General features: G+C 60.8%; 15 protein-coding genes, 1 tRNA gene and 1 pseudogene. 7 read left to right on the top strand and 10 right to left on the bottom strand.

Going from position 1 to position 16,653, the window contains the following annotated elements; translation table 11 throughout:
• The first annotated feature begins 251 nt into the window (after window positions 1-251).
• Window positions 252-788 carry a GcrA family cell cycle regulator gene (locus HB780_RS28480; RefSeq protein WP_183691200.1) on the top strand — a complete coding sequence of 179 codons (537 nt, stop codon included), beginning with the start codon at window positions 252-254 and terminating at the stop codon, window positions 786-788.
• 87 nt (window positions 789-875) lie between these two features.
• On the opposite strand, the gene phoB is transcribed toward HB780_RS28480, so the two are convergent.
• The 7 genes from phoB to phoR form a co-directional block, all read right to left on the bottom strand.
• Window positions 876-1,559 carry a phosphate regulon transcriptional regulator PhoB gene (gene phoB / locus HB780_RS28475; protein ID WP_007695571.1) on the bottom strand — a complete coding sequence of 228 codons (684 nt, stop codon included), beginning with the start codon at window positions 1,557-1,559 and terminating at the stop codon, window positions 876-878.
• Between the two features lie 31 nt (window positions 1,560-1,590).
• Window positions 1,591-2,304 (bottom strand): phosphate signaling complex protein PhoU, encoded by a 714-nt coding sequence (gene phoU / locus HB780_RS28470; RefSeq protein ID WP_183691198.1) that lies wholly within the window; start codon window positions 2,302-2,304, stop codon window positions 1,591-1,593.
• 51 nt (window positions 2,305-2,355) lie between these two features.
• Entirely contained in the window at window positions 2,356-3,171 is an 816-nt protein-coding gene (pstB, locus tag HB780_RS28465) for a phosphate ABC transporter ATP-binding protein PstB (protein WP_183691196.1), read from the bottom strand.
• 14 nt (window positions 3,172-3,185) lie between these two features.
• Window positions 3,186-4,520, bottom strand: coding sequence for a phosphate ABC transporter permease PstA (gene pstA / locus HB780_RS28460; RefSeq protein WP_183691194.1), 1,335 nt, complete (start codon window positions 4,518-4,520; stop codon window positions 3,186-3,188).
• Window positions 4,517-5,998: a phosphate ABC transporter permease subunit PstC gene (gene pstC, locus HB780_RS28455; RefSeq protein ID WP_183691192.1), complete on the bottom strand. Its 1,482-nt coding sequence runs from the start codon at window positions 5,996-5,998 to the stop codon at window positions 4,517-4,519. The genes pstA and pstC overlap by 4 nt, the downstream gene beginning before the upstream one ends.
• Window positions 5,999-6,081: 83 nt before the next feature.
• The gene (locus HB780_RS28450) at window positions 6,082-7,116 is read right to left on the bottom strand and encodes a substrate-binding domain-containing protein (protein WP_183697571.1); all 1,035 of its coding nucleotides are present in this window, start codon (window positions 7,114-7,116) and stop codon (window positions 6,082-6,084) included.
• Window positions 7,117-7,303: 187 nt separating this feature from the next.
• Window positions 7,304-8,482 carry a phosphate regulon sensor histidine kinase PhoR gene (phoR, locus tag HB780_RS28445; protein ID WP_183697568.1) on the bottom strand — a complete coding sequence of 393 codons (1,179 nt, stop codon included), beginning with the start codon at window positions 8,480-8,482 and terminating at the stop codon, window positions 7,304-7,306.
• Window positions 8,483-8,805: 323 nt separating this feature from the next.
• Here phoR and ppk2 point away from each other — a divergent pair, with 323 nt between their 5' ends.
• Entirely contained in the window at window positions 8,806-9,687 is an 882-nt protein-coding gene (gene ppk2, locus HB780_RS28440; RefSeq protein WP_183691190.1) for a polyphosphate kinase 2, read from the top strand.
• Between the two features lie 26 nt (window positions 9,688-9,713).
• Here ppk2 and HB780_RS28435 read toward each other — a convergent pair whose 3' ends face one another.
• Window positions 9,714-10,946: a hypothetical protein gene (locus tag HB780_RS28435; RefSeq protein ID WP_183691188.1), complete on the bottom strand. Its 1,233-nt coding sequence runs from the start codon at window positions 10,944-10,946 to the stop codon at window positions 9,714-9,716.
• Window positions 10,947-11,248: 302 nt separating this feature from the next.
• Here HB780_RS28435 and HB780_RS28430 point away from each other — a divergent pair, with 302 nt between their 5' ends.
• The 3 genes from HB780_RS28430 (at window position 11,249) to HB780_RS28420 (ending at window position 13,399) form a co-directional block, all read left to right on the top strand.
• Complete coding sequence (locus HB780_RS28430) at window positions 11,249-12,208, top strand: NAD(P)H-dependent flavin oxidoreductase (RefSeq protein WP_183691186.1); 960 nt, start codon at window positions 11,249-11,251, stop codon at window positions 12,206-12,208.
• A 137-nt stretch (window positions 12,209-12,345) separates the two neighbouring features.
• Window positions 12,346-12,421 (top strand) — tRNA-Thr (locus HB780_RS28425).
• Between the two features lie 678 nt (window positions 12,422-13,099).
• Window positions 13,100-13,399 (top strand): putative quinol monooxygenase, encoded by a 300-nt coding sequence (locus tag HB780_RS28420; RefSeq protein WP_183691184.1) that lies wholly within the window; start codon window positions 13,100-13,102, stop codon window positions 13,397-13,399.
• A gap of 518 nt (window positions 13,400-13,917) precedes the next feature.
• Here the strand turns inward: HB780_RS28420 and HB780_RS28415 are convergent.
• Window positions 13,918-15,135, bottom strand: coding sequence for a LysR family transcriptional regulator (locus HB780_RS28415; protein WP_183691182.1), 1,218 nt, complete (start codon window positions 15,133-15,135; stop codon window positions 13,918-13,920).
• 281 nt (window positions 15,136-15,416) lie between these two features.
• On the opposite strand from HB780_RS28415, the pseudogene HB780_RS28410 reads away from it, so the two are divergent.
• Window positions 15,417-15,667 (top strand): annotated as a pseudogene (locus HB780_RS28410) (ABC transporter permease); the annotation flags it as partial.
• A 49-nt stretch (window positions 15,668-15,716) separates the two neighbouring features.
• Here HB780_RS28410 and HB780_RS28405 read toward each other — a convergent pair.
• Complete coding sequence (locus HB780_RS28405) at window positions 15,717-16,121, bottom strand: hypothetical protein (RefSeq protein WP_183691180.1); 405 nt, start codon at window positions 16,119-16,121, stop codon at window positions 15,717-15,719.
• 184 nt (window positions 16,122-16,305) lie between these two features.
• On the opposite strand from HB780_RS28405, the gene HB780_RS28400 reads away from it, so the two are divergent.
• On the top strand, window positions 16,306-16,530 hold the full coding sequence (locus HB780_RS28400; protein WP_183691178.1) for an Imm32 family immunity protein: 225 nt from the start codon (window positions 16,306-16,308) through the stop codon (window positions 16,528-16,530).
• The last annotated feature ends 123 nt before the right edge of the window (window positions 16,531-16,653 follow it).

Here is a 16,653-nt window from a genome sequence, read left to right as displayed (position 1 = left end):
ATGTCTCTAGTTGCTAATATTGCAAAAATGCCACGCTTGCACAAGCAAGTTGGGGAAAACCCCGAAATCGATTCCCCAGGAATCATGCGACTCTTGTCACGGAGTCAGCCTCACACTAGGTTAAATCTCAATTACTAGACTGCATGCGGCGGAACTAGTCACCACAATTTTTTAAGCGTTTCGTGCCTCGATCCCATCTGAGGCAATGGTGAAGGATTCTGCCATCGGAAACGCGACAGCGGAGACAGGGCATGAATTGGACAGACGAACGCGTCGAGAAGCTGAAGAAGCTGTGGTCCGAGGGTTTGAGCGCGAGCCAGATCGCGGCACAGCTCGGTGGTGTCAGCCGTAACGCCGTCATCGGCAAGGTACATCGCTTGAGCCTGCCGGGCCGAGCGAAGGCAGGCGGCACGGCAACTGCGGCCCGGGCACAGAAGCGCAACACTTCGGCGCCGCGCGCACCGAACTACGCCTCGCGCGTTGCAACCCGCACGGTTACCCGTCAGCAGGGCGCAACGATGCTCAAGGAAGAAGTCGAGATCGATACGGTCAACGAGATCGAATATCGTCCGGCCTCCAATGTGGTCGTTCCGATCTCGCGCCGCCTCGGTCTAACGGAACTTACCGAACGCACCTGCAAGTGGCCGGTCGGCGATCCGCTGAAGGATGATTTCCACTTCTGCGGCAATGATAGCCCGGATGCATCGCCCTATTGCGGCTACCATCAGCGCCTGGCCTACCAGCCGGTGCATGAACGGCGCCGGCCTGCGGCTCAACCGCGCGGCTGAGATGCCTTATAGCTGAATGAAAGAAACGGGCCGAAAGGCCCGTTTTCTGTTTCCGCCGCTATGTTGGATGGCTGACCGGTTTCCCGCTCAGGCTTCCATGGAATAACCCGCGCCGCGAACGGTGCGGATGACATCCTGCATATTGGAGAAGTTCAGCGCCTTGCGCAGGCGTCCGACATGGACGTCGACAGTGCGTTCGTCGACATAGATGTCATGTCCCCAGACACCGTCGAGGAGTTGCGACCGCGAGAAGACGCGGCTCGGCGAAGCCATCAGGAATTCCAGCAGGCGGAATTCCGTCGGCCCCAACCGCACTTCGCGGCTCTTGCGGTGGACGCGATGGGTCTCGCGGTCCAGTTCGATATCGCCACAGCGCAGAACCGTGGAGAGGACCTCCGGACGGGCACGGCGCAGCATCGCCTTGACGCGAGCCATCAGCTCCGGCGTCGAGAACGGCTTGACGACATAATCGTCGGCGCCGGTGGAAAGGCCGCGTACGCGCTCGCTTTCCTCGCCGCGGGCGGTGAGCATGATGATCGGCAGGCGCTCCGTTTCCGGCCGCATGCGCAGCCGGCGGCAGAGCTCGATACCCGACACGCCGGGGAGCATCCAGTCAAGGATCAGAAGATCGGGGATGCGCTCCTGGAGGCGAAGTTCGGCTTCGTCTCCTCTCAGAATGGTATCGACCTCGAAGCCTTCGGCCTCCAGATTGTAGCGCAGCAGAACGCTGAGCGCTTCTTCGTCTTCTACAACAGCAACTCTCGGAACCATGTGTCTCTGGTCTCCTTTCTTGGCGTCTTCGTTATTCCGTCAGCGCACCGACGGTGTTGGCGGTATCGTCTTTCGGGCGCTCGCCCTCGGGCTGGCTGCCGGTCGCCATGTAATAGATCGTCTCGGCGATGTTGGTGGCATGGTCGCCGATGCGCTCGATGTTCTTGGCGCAGAAGAGAAGATGCGTGCAGGTGGTGATGTTGCGCGGATCTTCCATCATGTAGGTCAGCATCTCGCGGAAGAGCGAGGTGTACATCGCGTCGATTTCCTCGTCGCGCTCACGGATCGACACGGCCTTGTCTGGCGAACGGGTCGTGTAGACGTCGAGTACTTCCTTGAGCTGGCTGAGCGCCAGTTCGGAAAGATGCTCAATACCCCGCGCCAGGCTGCGCGGAACGCCGGTGCCCTGCACGGCGATGACGCGCTTGGCGGTGTTCTTGCCGAGGTCGCCAACGCGCTCCAGATCGGCGGCGATGCGAATGGAGCCCATGATTTCGCGCAGGTCGGCGGCCATCGGCTGCCGGCGAGCAATGGTGACGATTGCCTTGTCGCCGACTTCGCGTTCGGCATGGTCGAGGACGACGTCGTCGGAGATGACCTTTTGCGCAAGAGCAACATCGCCGTGCACCAGCGCGCGGACGCTGTCGCTGACCATCTGCTCCGCCAGGCCGCCCATTTCGGCAATGCGGCGCGTCAGGAACTTCAGGTCTTCGTCGTAGGCAGAGAGAATGTGAGTAGAGACCATTTTTCTATCCTCAGGGTGAAACTTGTGATGGTAGCCGCGCGCGGGACATCATCAACCAAAACGGCCCATGATGTAATCCTGCGTGCGGAAATCGTCGGGATTAGTGAACATCTTATCGGTATCGTTCTCCTCGACCAAATGGCCGAGGTGAAACATTGCGGTGCGTTGCGAGACACGGGCTGCCTGCTGCATGGAATGCGTCACGATGACGATCGTGAAGTTTTCCCGCAGCTCGTGAATCAGTTCCTCGACCTTGGCCGTGGCGATGGGATCGAGCGCCGAGCACGGCTCGTCCATGAGAATGACTTCCGGGCTGACGGCGACGGCACGAGCGATGCAGAGGCGCTGTTGCTGGCCGCCGGACAGACTGGTTCCGGCTTCCTGCAGCCGATCCTTCACCTCGCCCCAGAGACCGGCCTTCTGCAGGCTGGTTTCGACGATATGATCGAGATCGGCCTTGGAGCGGTGAAGCCCGTGAATGCGCGGGCCATAAGCGACGTTCTCGTAGATCGACTTCGGGAAGGGATTGGGCTTCTGGAACACCATGCCGACGCGGGCGCGCAGCTCCACGACGTCGATGGCGCTGTCATAGACATCCTGATCGTCGAGCGTGATCTTGCCGGTGACGCGGCAGGTGTCGATCGTGTCATTCATGCGGTTCAAGCAGCGCAGGAAGGTGGACTTGCCGCAGCCGGACGGGCCGATCAGCGCGGTGACCGTATTGACGCGGATGTTCAGGTCCACACCGAACAGCGCGCGCTTGTCACCATAATAGACCGAGACATCGTGACCGATCATCTTGTAGGGGATCGTCGTCATCTTCCTGGCCAATGCCTTCTCGCCTGCGGCTTCCGTCATCATGTTCATTCCGTCTTCTCCCTCTACCAGCGCCGCTCGAAGCGACGACGCAGCAGGATGGCCCCGATGTTCATCGCAACAAGGAAGAAGAGCAGGACGATAATGGCCCCGGAGGTTCGCTCGACAAAGGCGCGTTCGGCTTCGCTCGCCCACATGTAGATCTGCACCGGCAGGGCCGTCGCCGGATCGAGCGGCGACGTCGGATAATTGGCGACAAAGGCGACCATGCCGATCAAGAGCAGCGGCGCGGTTTCGCCGAGCGCATGCGCCAGCCCGAGGATCGTGCCGGTCAGGATGCCGGGCATGGCCAGCGGCAGGACATGGTGGAACACCACCTGCATCCGCGAGGCGCCAAGGCCTAGCGCCGCACTTCGGATCGATGGCGGCACCGCCCGCAACGCCGAACGCGTGGCGATGATGATCATCGGCAGCGTCATCAGGCTGAGCACCAGTCCTCCAACCAGCGAGGCCGAACGCGGCAGGCCCATGACGTTGATGAACACCGAAAGGCCAAGCAGGCCGTAGACGATCGACGGCACGGCGGCGAGATTGTTGATGTTGACCTCGATCAGATCCGTCAGCCGGTTCTTCGGCGCGAATTCCTCGAGATAGATCGAGGCGGCGACGCCGACCGGCAATGCCAGCACCAGCACGGTCAGCATCAGATAGAGCGAACCGATCAGCGCGACGCCGAGGCCGGCGGCTTCCGGACGACTGGAATTGCCCGACAGGAAAAGGCCGCTATTGAACGCCTTATGGAGCGCGCCGCTGGCGGTAAGCTGCTTCATCCAGCCGAGCTGCCTGTCGGAGACCTTGCGATCCTTTTCATCCGCCGTCAGGTCGATCTGCCCCTTGTTGGCGGAATCGATGTTGGCGTCGACGAGGAAGGTCATCTTCACCGTTTTCCCGATGATGAACGGATCGGCCATAACCTCGTTGCGCAGCGCGATGCGCGCACTGTCCGACACCATCGCCGTCGCCTCGCGAACGAGCGCGCGATTGGCCGGATCGATGCCGAGCGTCTTCACGAGGGCATCGCGAACGAGAAGCGGATAATTGGCCGCGATCAGCACCTTCGGATCGCTGGCGCGCTTGCCGGCGGGATCGATCACCGTCTCGGTAAACTCGATCGGCAGGGTGATCGAGGTCTGCACGAAAGCGGTATAGCCATGGCGCACCACGGTCGAGACCAGGATGAGCAGGAAGACAAGGCCGAAGATGACGGCGGCGATGCCATAGGCGCGGAACCGGCGCTCGGCGGCATAACGGCGCTTGATGCTGATATCGCGCCGTGCCGGTGTGCCAGACGTCAGCCCGCGCGGGATCGGCAGCTTTGCTGAGGATACGAGATCGCTCATTCGTATTGCTCCCTGTAGCGGCGGACGATGTAGAGCGCGTAGACGTTCAGGCACAAGGTCAGACAGAAGAGCGTGATGCCGAGCGCAAAGGCGACCAATGTCTGCGGCGAGGTGAATTCGAGGTCGCCGGTCAGCTGGTTGACGATCTTCACGGTGACCGTCGTCATCGGCTCGAAGGGATCGAACTGCATGCGGGCGGCGACGCCAGCGGCGAGCACGACGATCATCGTCTCGCCAAGCGCGCGGGAAGCGGCCATCAGCAGGGCCCCGACGATGCCCGGAAGTGCTGCCGGCAGCAGGACGCGCTTGACCGTTTCCGATCGCGTCGCGCCGAGGCCGAGCGAGCCGTCGCGCAGCGCGCGCGGCACCGCCATGATGATGTCGTCGGAGAGCGAGGAGACGTAGGGGATCAGCATGACGCCCATGACGAAGCCGGCGGTCAGGACGCTCTGTGCCTCGATGAAGCTCGCATAATTGCCCGTCAGCAGACCGTTGATATCAGCGGAGATGTCGCGCAGGAAAGGCCCGACGGTCACCAGCGCGAAGAAGCCGTAAACGATGGTCGGAATGCCGGCCAGCACTTCAAGCATCGGCTTGGCAAGGGAGCGCACGCGGGCCGAGGCATATTCGGCCATGTAGATGGCGGCGAACAATCCGACGGGAACCGCGACCAGCATGGCAACGAGGCTGATATAGAGCGTGCCGGCGAGCAGCGGAACGAGGCCGAACGTGCCTGACGTCTGCGCACCGGCTCCGGTGAAGCGCGGGTCCCAGACGGTGCCGAAGAAGAATTCGGCGGCGGGCACCATGTTGAAGAAACGGGCCGTCTCCGACAGCATCGAAGCCGCGATGCCGAGCGTCGTCAGCACGGCTATCGACGAGGCGACGATCAGGCCGCCGAGAATGACCTGCTCCACCCGGTTGCGGGCACGAAAACGCGGCGCGATGGCGCGCAGGCCGTGAAGGGCGCAGAGAACGGAAAGAATGATGGCCGCGACCGACATAACGACGCGGCTTACATGGCGCATGCCATTATACTTGTTGGCGGCCTCTATCATGTACCCGGTCGGCCGAGCCGCGAGCGGCACGCCCTTCTGCGCCAGCATCAGCTGAAGATCGACTGAGCCGCCGGCAACGGTGGCGAGTTCCTGATTGTCGAGCAGGCGCATGCCGTGGGCGATGCTGCGCACCATGCCGTAGCTGAGATTGAGCTCAGCCTCCGGCAAGGTTTTCACTTCCTCGGGAAAGGATTTGACCACGAAATCGTCGATCACCTGCGGGCTGATGACGAGCCAGGCACAGATCAGCACCAGAGCCGGCAAGACGGCCCAGATTGCTGCATAGGCGCCGTGATAACCGAACCGCGAATGCAGGACCGAGGACCTGCCGCCCGACAGCGCAGCCGCCTTCATCCGCCCCAGCACGAAGGCGGAGGCGCCGATGATCGACAGGCATGACAGCAGCAGTGACACACTCATTCCCATTCCCTGGCCTATTCTCCGGCCTATTTCGCCGCAATCGCCGGCGCGAGTGAGCGCACCGGCGGGTAGTCCTTACGCAATCACATGATCTTCCCGTCCGCGACATCCTTGCGGATCTGGTCGCGCTCGGCATCCGGCGCCGGCACCAGGCCATATTCGGCCAAGGGGCTGTCGGGTCCGATCATCTGATCGCTGGTGAAGAAGTCGACATATTCCTTCAGGCCCGGAATGACGCCGAGATGCGCCTTCTTGACGTAGAAGAACAGCGGCCGCGACACCGGATAGGTGCCATCGGCAATAGTCTGGCCCGACGGCACGATGCCAGCAATGGTCGCAACCTTCAGCTTGTCGGCATTGTTCTGGTAGAAATACAGGCCGAAGACGCCGACGCCGTGCTTGTTGGCATTGATGCGCGCGAGCGTCTCGGGATAGTCACCATCGATATCCACCGCGACGCCATCCTTGCGGACCGCGATGCATGTCTCGGCCTGCTTGTTGGCACCGGACACCTTAGCCTTGATGACGTCGAGCGCGCCGGAATCCTTGCAGCCGGCGGCAAGCACCTTCTCCTCGAAGACCTCGCGCGTGCCGTGCTTCTCGCCCGGAATATAGGCGGCGATCTCGAAGTCCGGCAGGGCCGGATTGATCTCCGACCATTTCTTGTAGGGGTTGGCGACCAGCTTGCCATCGACGACGACTTTAGCAGCAAGCGCCTTGTAGAGGTCGGCGGGGACAAACTTGATGTCGGGATTGCTCTTGTCGAAGGCGAAGACGATGCCGTCATAGCCGATCTTGATCTGCTGGATATCGGCGACGCCGGCCGCCTTGCAGGCGTCGACTTCGCTACCCTTGATCGGGCGCGAGGAATTGGCGATGTCGATGGTCTCAGGGCCGACGCCCTTGCAGAATTCCTTCAGACCGGCGCCCGAGCCGCCGGATTCGACGACGGGCGTCTTGTAGTTCGCAAAGGTCTCGCCGAAGGTCTCGGCAACGATCTTGGCGTAGGGGAATACGGTGGAGGAACCGGAAATCTGAATCTGATCGCGGGCCGTGGCAGCCCCGGCGAAGGCGACCGAAGCAACCAACGCTACGATAGACAGTTTCAACGCATTCATGGTGAACCCTCCCTGACGGACTGTGAAGAGCGCGACGGCGAACGGAACGTCCACCTGTTTCAGCATCTCTTTTTTAGCTGTCAAAGCACCGCCCTTTTATGTCAGGCGAGTGAAACAATTATGACAGTGCAATCCCTTGAAATTTATGGATTATACTGCGGTCAAAATTGCCGGTTCACAGAGGCTTTCAGAAGCGGACGGTAAAGTCCGTTCCTTTTCCCACCTCGGACTTGACGATCAGCCGCGCGCGATGACGGGTCAGAATGTGCTTGACGATGGCAAGCCCGAGACCGGTGCCTTTTTTCGAACGGCTGTCCTCGACATTAACGCGATAGAAGCGCTCGGTCAGGCGCGGCACGTGTTCGGCCGGAATGCCCGGCCCCCTGTCGGAGACGATGACTTCGACGGTCTGACCCGGCTCGTTCAAGAGCGAGACATCCACCATCTTGCCTTCCTGACCGTATTTGCAGGCGTTCTCGATCAGGTTTTCGAAGACCTGCACCAGCTCGTCGCGATCGCCCAGCACCTCCACCTTGCCGGGTGGCAGATGCAGGTTGATGGTGACATCAACATCGCCGGCGAGCGGCAGCAGCGCATCGCGGACATGGCCGAGCAAGGGCACCAGATCGACCTTCTGGTCCGGCGCGATATGCGATTTCAGCTCCAGCCGCGACAGTGACAGAAGATCGTCGACCAGCCGGCTCATGCGCGTCGTCTGGTCGAACATGATGCCGAGGAAACGCTGCTGCGCCTTCAGGTCCGCCTTGGCCGGGCCCTGGATGGTTTCGATGAAACCGCGCAGCGAGGCGAGCGGCGTGCGCAGCTCGTGGCTGGCATTGGCGACGAAGTCGGAGCGCATGCGGTCGATGTGACGGAGTTCCGAAATATCGCGGAAGGACAGCACGAAGAACATGCCCGGCTCGATCTCGGCCTCCGGCAGATCGATCGGCGCGATGCGGACCACATAAACGCGCTCGGATGGCAGCCGCTCGGAGTGCTCGATCTGGTTCGGCGCGTTGGTGGTGATCGTCTCGCGCACCATATCGAGGACGCCGGGAGAGCGCAGCTTGGCGGAGATATGGGCGTTGAGCGGAAAGGCGCCGAACGCCTTTTCGGCGGCGGAATTCTGCGCCACGACGGAGGCCTCGCGGTCGACGATCAGCACCGGCATGTCGAGTGCGGAAAGACCGGCGGAGACCGAACGCAGCAGAACGTCCGGATCGGCAGGCGCCGGATCGGAGGGCGATGGTGGCTCAGCCTGCTCAACCAGCGGCGAGCGGGTCAGCGCCACGATCACGGCAACCACCCAGATCCAGAAGACGATGGCAGTGTTGATGCCCTCGATGAGGGCCAGAATGGCGATCATCGTCGCCAAAATCAGGATAGCGGCCTCCTGCCGCAGCCGTGCCGCCAGCTTCCTGAGGAATGACCATTCGTCTTGCAAGTGCACCCGTCCCTTTTGCCTGCGATCACGGAAACCAAGACTCCGCGTCTTAACTGGGATTCATGACAGAAGTTTACGGCTCTATCCACAGAAGCCGTCAGCTTACGATAATAAATGTAGCCGGCGAAGGAGGGTATCGGCAAAGGGCTTGAAAATACTGCATAAATGCCCCACCTTGCCCTTGAGGTTTTTCCCGCGCCGACAAGTCAGGCCCGGGTGTCGCCAATTGCGGAGGAGCGGAGCGCATGGCAGAGGAAGTGGAAAGCCGCGCGGTGGAATTGGACATCCACGGCAAGACGCGCATCTTCGATGTCGATGACCCCGTCCTGCCGGCCTGGATCGAAGAGGAGGCGCTCGCCTCCGGCGGCTATCCCTACAAGAAGAAGCTGAAGGATGAAGACTATCTGGAAGAGCTGGAAAAGCTGCAGATAGAGCTCATCAAGGTGCAGTTCTGGCTACAATCGACTGGCAAGCGAGTGATGGCGGTGTTCGAGGGACGCGACGCCGCCGGCAAGGGTGGCTCGATTGCGGCGACCTCGGCGCATATGAACCCTCGCCTCGCGCGTGTCGTGGCGCTGACCAAGCCGACCGACCGCGAGGCCGGGCAATGGTATTTCCAGCGCTATGTCGCCCAGTTTCCGACGGCGGGCGAGTTCGTCCTGTTCGACCGCTCCTGGTACAACCGTGCCGGCGTCGAACCTGTCATGGGCTTCTGCACGCCGAAGCAATACGAGCAATTCCTGAAGCAGGCGCCACGGATGGAGAGGCTGATCGTCCAGGACGGCATCTTCTTCTTCAAATTCTATCTGGATATCGGCCGGGAAATGCAGCTGAAGCGCTTTCACGACCGGCGCCACGACCCGCGCGCGGTCTGGAAGCTTTCCTCCATGGATATCGCGGCCCTGACGAAATGGAAAGACTACGGCGAAAAGCGCGACCGCATGCTGAAGGACACGCATACGGACTATGCGCCCTGGACGGTGATCCGCGCCAATGACAAGCGCCGCGCCCGCCTCAACCTCATCCGTCACATCCTGCTGACGCTCGACTATGAGGGCAAGGACGAAAAGGCGATCGGCGAGATCGACGGCAAGATCATCGGCTCGGGCGCGCAGGTCCTCAAATAGAGGATCTGCGCCTTTTTGTGCTGGCCTTATTGTCCCGGAAGAATGCGGATCGCATAGACGTTGACGCCGCGCCCCTTGCCGTCGAGGTCGCTGTTGATGATCAGACGGCCTGATGCCGTGGGCGCCAGCGACCGATCGTAACGGACCTGGAGCAGAGCATCGGTCTTCTGCCGGGTGACGTTGAAGCGATGACGCCCGCAGGTGCCGAGCGAGCCGAAATTGCATTCCACGGTGATTTGCGTCGGCGTGTCGGATGTCGATTGCAGCGTGAGCGCGACGGTCGACGACTTGCCGGCCAATTGTTGCAGCACGCTGGCCGGCACTTCGACGGAGATGTCGCCGTCCGAGCCATTGCTCGTGGAGGTCAGCCGCACCGCCGGGCCTTCATTTTCCGACACGTTCTCGGCCTTGGCCTGCGTACCGCTGACAACTTTCGCCGCATCGGTGGGCTTCAAGACTTCGATCCACTCCTCGGAGAAGCTGTTCTGCGGATCGATCACCGCCAGGCCCGGATTAACGGGGCCACTATTGTCATCATCGTTCGACGCGGTGTCGTCGCCGCTGCCGTCGAAATCCTGAGAATCGACATGCGCCGGCGGATTGGGGACGCTGGTATCGCGCTGCGCCGCCGTCATGAACACACCCGAGGTCTTGACCCACCAGGCGCCGACGCCGAGGCAGGCGAGGAGAATGCAGAACACCAGCAGGCGCGAGAAGAACTTGCGCGGCTTGCGGCGCACGGCCGCGCGCTCCGGCTTGAAATTCATCGACCGTGTCGCCGTCGGCGCGGGTGCTGTCTGCCGCATGTCGCTATCGGCACCGAGATGATCGGCAGCGCTGGCACCCATGTCACCGAAATCGCCTTCCGGCGCGCGGGGTTGAGAGGCAACAGGGGCCGGCACGGCGACCGGATGGTGGTCGCGCGTGTCGCCACGCACGCTCATCGCAGGTTCCTGTTCCTGCTGCATCGGCTGCTGGGCTTGCTGCGGCGTCGTCACTGAGGGGATATGGGGTGCTTCCGGCTCGATCGGCGTCGGCGTCTCCGGCTGTCGGATACGCTCCTCGCCCTCGATCGCCCGGATCGTTTCTTCCAGGCGCTGACGCTGGCCCGAGACGATATTGATGTCGGTAACGTCCTGCTTGCGAAGCCCGGCTTCCAACGCCTGTCGCGCCGACTGATAGACACGGGCCCGAATTTCCGGATTGGCGCGATCGGATCGCTCCAAGGCGTTTCTGATAGCCGCTTCTAATCCGCTCACATCAGGTCCTTTACTCTCACTCGCGATACGCCCGCATACTTTACTGGCAAGACGACCATTCTCTTTACCATTGGCTAACCAGATTCGGTAACGCCCCGCTTGGCAATGTGCAAGTCTCTCTGAATCACCCACGGACACTCCGGCGGGGATAAATGGCAAAGACGACACAAATGGGGTGGCAGCAGGCAGTAGAGGGGAAGCGCTCACTCGCTATTGCCCACTGCCTCCCGGCATCTTCCCCTCCAAACAGACATCTGTTATCTGTTTGACGTTTCCGTAAACGTCAAAGATGGATGATATTCATGGCTCTTCCAGCAATCCTGACCGAGCGCCTGCGGCTGCCGGTCGTGGCTTCACCCCTCTTCATCATCTCGCATCCGGCTTTGACGCTGGCGCAGTGCAAGGCCGGCGTCGTCGGCTCGTTTCCGGCGCTGAACGCCCGGCCGGAGAGCCAGCTCGACGAATGGCTGGCGATGATTACCGAGGATCTTGCCGCCCATGACGCCGCCCATCCGGAGCGGCCATCCGCGCCTTTCGCGGTCAACCAGATCGTCCATACGTCGAACAAGCGGCTGGAGCACGACCTGATGCTCTGCGTGAAATACAAGGTACCGATCGTCATCTCGTCGCTCGGTGCGGTGCCGGAGGTCAATGCCGCCGTGCATTCCTATGGCGGCATCGTGCTGCATGACATCATCAACAACCGCCATGCCAATTCGGCGATCCGCAAGGGCGCGGACGGGCTGATCGCGGTGGCGACGGGGGCCGGCGGCCATGCCGGCCAGCTCTCGCCCTTCGCACTCGTCCAGGAGATCCGCGAATGGTTCGACGGACCGCTGCTGCTCGCCGGCGCCATCGCCAATGGCGGCGCGATCCTGGCGGCGCAGGCGATGGGGGCGGACATGGCCTATATCGGCTCGCCCTTCATCGCGACCGAAGAGGCGCGCGCGGCGGACGCCTACAAGCAGGCGATCGTCGAGGGGGCCGCCGCCGACATCGTCTATTCCAACTTCTTCACCGGCATACACGGCAATTATCTCAAGCCCTCGATCCTCGCCGCCGGCATGGACCCGGACAACTTGCCCGAGGCCGATCCCTCGAAAATGGATTTCGAAACGGCAACGACCGGCGCCAAGGCCTGGAAGGATATCTGGGGCTCCGGCCAGGGCATCGGCGCCGTCAAGGCCGTCGAGCCGGTGGCAGCGCTAGTCGACCGGCTGGAGGCCGAATACCGCCAGGCACGCGCCCGACTGGCGCTCTGAGACCATCACAAATGCGGCCGGCTTTTCACGGGCCGGCTGCTTTTTTGCCGATTGGCAATTTGAACGCTTGAAATCTGGTCGCATTGACTGTATCAGCGCCATGCAAATCGCGGGGCCGAACAAAACGCCCCTTGAATGCCGCTTTAGCTCAGGTGGTAGAGCACATCATTCGTAATGATGGGGTCGCAGGTTCGAGTCCTGCAAGCGGCACCATTTATTTCCAAAGACTTAGCACCGAATAATCAACACTGCCGTTCCAAGTACATTTACGGATGCTCGTTTTAGCCGCGCAGAGCTATTAATCGCGACGCAGGTAGCTCTTCTTGCCGCTATCGGTGATGCAGAAATGGCCGCCGCGCGGACCAACACAATATTTGCCGCCCCTGCATGAACATTCGCCCGACTGAACAGGAGCCATTTCCACAGCATTTGAGTCCAGAAGACCTGCGGCACCATTGAGACGGCCGGTATATGCCTGACACGACCTCTTGCTGGCGCTCACAGATCCGTCATTGCAAATGAAGGTATCGCCTTGGCAATGATCGATACCGCCTTTGCTGCCGCTGCACGGTGTATTCTGCGACAAAGCATGATTTGGCGCGAACAGAAGCCACGCCGCAAAGACGATAGCCCAAAATCGCATTATGTCCCCCGACTATCAGGAGAGAGTGCGCCCTTTGGTCCGGATAGGCAATATCGTGAGGTAGCCGATCGAATCATAGCAGATGGTTCGCAGCAACCTCTTGCCGGAATCCAGAATCCCGCTCCGCAAAAATGAAGCCACGCGCTCGGCTTCTGCTATTTTATGATATTCGTCAAAACCGGCCACAGAGTCGGCCCCATCTGGCATTGTTACGCCAAGCATCACCCAATTCATCCAAGGATATCACCATGATCCACGTTCTCGCCATTCTCACCGCCAAGCCCGGCAAGCGCGCCGAAGTGCTGGAAGCCTTTCAGGCGAATGTTCCGGCAGTGCATGCCGAAGACGGCTGCATCGAGTATACCGCCGTGGTGGATGTCGAGGGAGCCGATCCGGCTTTTGGGCCGGATACCTTCGTCGTCGTTGAAAAGTGGGAAAGCCGGGCGGCGCTGAAGGCGCATGCGGCTGCGGCGCACATGGCCGCCTATGGCGAAAAGGTGAAAGACTTGATGGCCGCTCGCACGGTGCATGTGCTGAACCCGGTTTGATCGCAGCCAAGGGGGGATGCCATCGGCGGCATTCCCAATTATCGCCGCGCCATTAGCGCGGTTGCGATAATTCTCATGACACTTCTGCTTGAACGCATCCTGTAAGGCCGGCGGTACGACGCCGGCCCGGATAGCCTCATTTCCGCCTACAGGCGGATATGAGGATGGCGCGCAAAGAGAATGCATAGTTCCCGGTGGCAGTATCCGTCAGCTATGCGAGACGTGGTGCCTGTGGTGATGCATCGGCCGGTGGTGATGCCACCCATGCCCATGATGATGACCATGGTGCATCTCCGTTACATGATGTCGATGGTGATGGTGATAATTTCGGGCTTCGGCGTAGGTAGCGGGTAACACGACAATGCCCAGCGCGACGAGAGCTGCTGCCAGGATTTTCATTTTCCGTCTCCTTGGGTGCCGGAACAAACCTCCGGCTGGGGTTGAGATCACACAAGCGTGCGTCCTAACGAACGCAGCGTCAGATAACGCGATTTCGCCCCGTTGGTTCCAAGTCGCCTTTAAGTAGAGATGCCCTCACCGGCCCCCGCCTCGCCCACCAGTTCCCGCACCGCTTGCCGGATCAGCCGGCAGGCGTCGACCGAGGCTTTTCGGCCGTTATGGGCGAGGTGATAGGACAGCGGCAGTACCTCATCCGGATCGACGATGCGGACCTTGTCGGCGATCGGCATGGCGCTGACGCGGCCGAGAAACGAGACATAGCCGTGGTTGGCGACGAGATCGACGATGACGGGCAGCGAGTCGGCCGAGGTAATGTCGCGGCCGCGAAAACGGCGGCGGTCGCCACTGTCATAGCCGAAGGCCATGGCGGCATTGCCGATGCCGGTGCGCGGGCTCGGCACGCAGAGCGGATGATTGTCCACCAGCGCCGCCACCGTCTGCTCCGTGCTGCCGGGCGGCGCGATCGCTACCATGTCGGTCGCCAGCAGTTCCATGTGATCGAAGGCGTCGAGACCGAAGACGGAATCGACGATGGCGACATCGATGCGGCCGGATCTCAACGCCTCGCGCAGATCGTCGGCGGTCATCAGCATCAGGGACAGCATGTTGCGATTGCCGCTGCTGTTCCAGCGCGCCACGAGGCTGGCAAGCGAGCGGGCCACCCAGCTTTCCGAGCCGGTCGGAATGATCGAGCCGATGCGCACCGCCCGCGCCACCCGCTGGAACCGCTCGTCCGACGTCGCCTTCATCTCGTCCCAGGCCTCGGCAATGCCAGCGAGAATGGCATGGACCTCGCGGCCCGCCTCCGTCAGCATCGAGCCCTGCGCCTGCCGCTCGAACAGACGGCAGCCGAACAGATCCTCCAGATTGGCGATCTGTAGCGAAAGCTGCGGCTGACCGAGGCGCAGGCGGCGGGCGGCGCGATTGATGCTGCCCTGATCGGCGACTTCGAGGAAACGCTCGATGGTGGCGATCTTCAGCGGCAGGCGGGCGGCCCATTGGGCATAATCGTCCGGCTCCGGCGGGTCCTTCGTCAGGGCCGAGAGTGCTCGCATGCCGGCAAGGATCGGCTGCAGGCCCTTCTTTACCTTCGCGCTGGCAAGCAAGGTTGCAAGCTCTCCGGAGGCGCGCTCGACAAGCTTCATCGCCAGATCCGTCTCCAGCCGCCTGAGCGCCCCCGATACGGTCGAGGCCGACAGGGACAGTCTGCGCGCAGTCTCCCGGACCGAGCCGATCGAGAAAACCGTATCGGCGATGAACAATGCCCCGAGATACAAGCCAGCACTCCTTTCAGACCAGCCCATGCGCCCGGCCAAGACGGCACACGATATGATGTGTTCCTGAAAAAAGATATCCCAGAGCCGTGGGGCGGCGACTATCGTTGGCGAGTCGTCCAACCGGTCTCACAATCAAAAGGAGATCGGAACAGCGTCAAACGGGTAAGGGGAACAAAAACAAACGCGCTTACCCCCCAAAAAGAAATCAGTTTTCGCGCTTATGCCGAGCACCCTCGTCATAATCGCGCGGCGACTGCCGGTGGAGGACTGGCACGGGGTAGCCGCTCGCCCTGCCGCTGATCATCGGCGAATTGAAGATCGCCGCCGTCATCAATATCGGCACCGCGACCATCGGCTCGACGGTCGCCGCCAAGGGCTCGGCGAAGTCATCATCGCCGGCCTAATCAACGACAACACCGCCTTCATCCTGCAAGGCGGCCTGATCGTCGGCCTGATGGCGGTAATGATCTATGACGGCATGGAGCTGATCGAACATACCGTGACGCGGAAGATTGGCGTGCAAACGCAGTGACGTTGGAGGAAAGCGTCGGCGGACACGCAATGTCAGACAAACACAGCCATCATTGGAAGATTTTTGCGAGTGTCATTCGCGGATGAACCGACACCGGATCATGGAGTAACAAGGCAGCCGACTCAAATAAAACCTCGACCATTACGTCATTGAAGGAAATCATCCAGAATCTCGGTTTAAGAACCCTCCAGCGTATGATCTCTTCCGCGTTGATTACTTCATTGAATGACCATGGGCGAACGGGATACCTGCATTGCCCCAAGCCCTCAACGTTCATGGGGTTTACTTGGAATTCGATGACGTCTCCGAATTTGACCACCGCGTTGCCGCCGCCTCCACGCAGCGAAATCTGATAGCAGAGAAATACATCATCACCGTCGAAGAAGATGGCGGGATTTGCGACGTGTCCGACTTCAGGAAATTTTTCGCGAGGCTCATCAACGATCGCCGTCATTACCGAAAATCTCCGGGCAGGTTAATTCATTGCATCCGCATATAACTCAATCAGAAGAAGTAGGTCAACGACAACACCACCTTCACCCCGCAAGGCGGCGTCCCCCTGTCCATAGACGTCAAAGGATTGCGTGACTATGATGATCAAACGGAGATGAGGAGATCTGAAATGAAGGTCGAGACCAATGATACTAACAGTCGAGCATGAAAAGGGAACTGACGGCGAGATTGCAATATGCTTCGACACAGAAGGATTATCGCTGCTGCTGAAGAAGCTGAGTTATCTCGCCGACAATGAAGACCATCTTCATCTTATGACAGAGACGTGGGGAGGAGACGACCTTACGGAGGCTGTTCAGGGCGGCGACAATTACCGACTTGTTCACAGCCTGAGATTAGTGCGTGTCTGAAGTGGTGAGCGTTGAAACGAAACCGGCGATCCGTGATCAAACATCAACGGGTCTCCGCCCCCGGACGGAAACCTGACGATTCTCGCACGGGCTGCTTGGCGGGACACATCCGGCTATCTCGAT

It is taken from the genome of Rhizobium lusitanum, assembly GCF_014189535.1.
GTDB classification, from domain to species: Bacteria; Pseudomonadota; Alphaproteobacteria; order Rhizobiales; family Rhizobiaceae; genus Rhizobium; species Rhizobium lusitanum_C.
This window is presented reverse-complemented; position numbering and strand designations above follow the sequence as displayed.

What these genes read in the sequence shown, in the direction of transcription:
- HB780_RS28480 (WP_183691200.1), top strand. Translation starts at nt 252, where the DNA reads ATGAATTGGACAGACGAACGCGTCGAGAAGCTGAAGAAGCTGTGGTCC.
- phoB (WP_007695571.1), bottom strand. Translation starts at nt 1,559, where the DNA reads ATGGTTCCGAGAGTTGCTGTTGTAGAAGACGAAGAAGCGCTCAGCGTT.
- phoU (WP_183691198.1), bottom strand. Translation starts at nt 2,304, where the DNA reads ATGGTCTCTACTCACATTCTCTCTGCCTACGACGAAGACCTGAAGTTC.
- pstB (WP_183691196.1), bottom strand. Translation starts at nt 3,171, where the DNA reads ATGAACATGATGACGGAAGCCGCAGGCGAGAAGGCATTGGCCAGGAAG.
- pstA (WP_183691194.1), bottom strand. Translation starts at nt 4,520, where the DNA reads ATGAGCGATCTCGTATCCTCAGCAAAGCTGCCGATCCCGCGCGGGCTG.
- pstC (WP_183691192.1), bottom strand. Translation starts at nt 5,998, where the DNA reads ATGAGTGTGTCACTGCTGCTGTCATGCCTGTCGATCATCGGCGCCTCC.
- HB780_RS28450 (WP_183697571.1), bottom strand. Translation starts at nt 7,116, where the DNA reads ATGAATGCGTTGAAACTGTCTATCGTAGCGTTGGTTGCTTCGGTCGCC.
- phoR (WP_183697568.1), bottom strand. Translation starts at nt 8,482, where the DNA reads ATGATCGCCATTCTGGCCCTCATCGAGGGCATCAACACTGCCATCGTC.
- ppk2 (WP_183691190.1), top strand. Translation starts at nt 8,806, where the DNA reads ATGGCAGAGGAAGTGGAAAGCCGCGCGGTGGAATTGGACATCCACGGC.
- HB780_RS28430 (WP_183691186.1), top strand. Translation starts at nt 11,249, where the DNA reads ATGGCTCTTCCAGCAATCCTGACCGAGCGCCTGCGGCTGCCGGTCGTG.
- HB780_RS28420 (WP_183691184.1), top strand. Translation starts at nt 13,100, where the DNA reads ATGATCCACGTTCTCGCCATTCTCACCGCCAAGCCCGGCAAGCGCGCC.
- HB780_RS28405 (WP_183691180.1), bottom strand. Translation starts at nt 16,121, where the DNA reads ATGACGGCGATCGTTGATGAGCCTCGCGAAAAATTTCCTGAAGTCGGA.
- HB780_RS28400 (WP_183691178.1), top strand. Translation starts at nt 16,306, where the DNA reads ATGATACTAACAGTCGAGCATGAAAAGGGAACTGACGGCGAGATTGCA.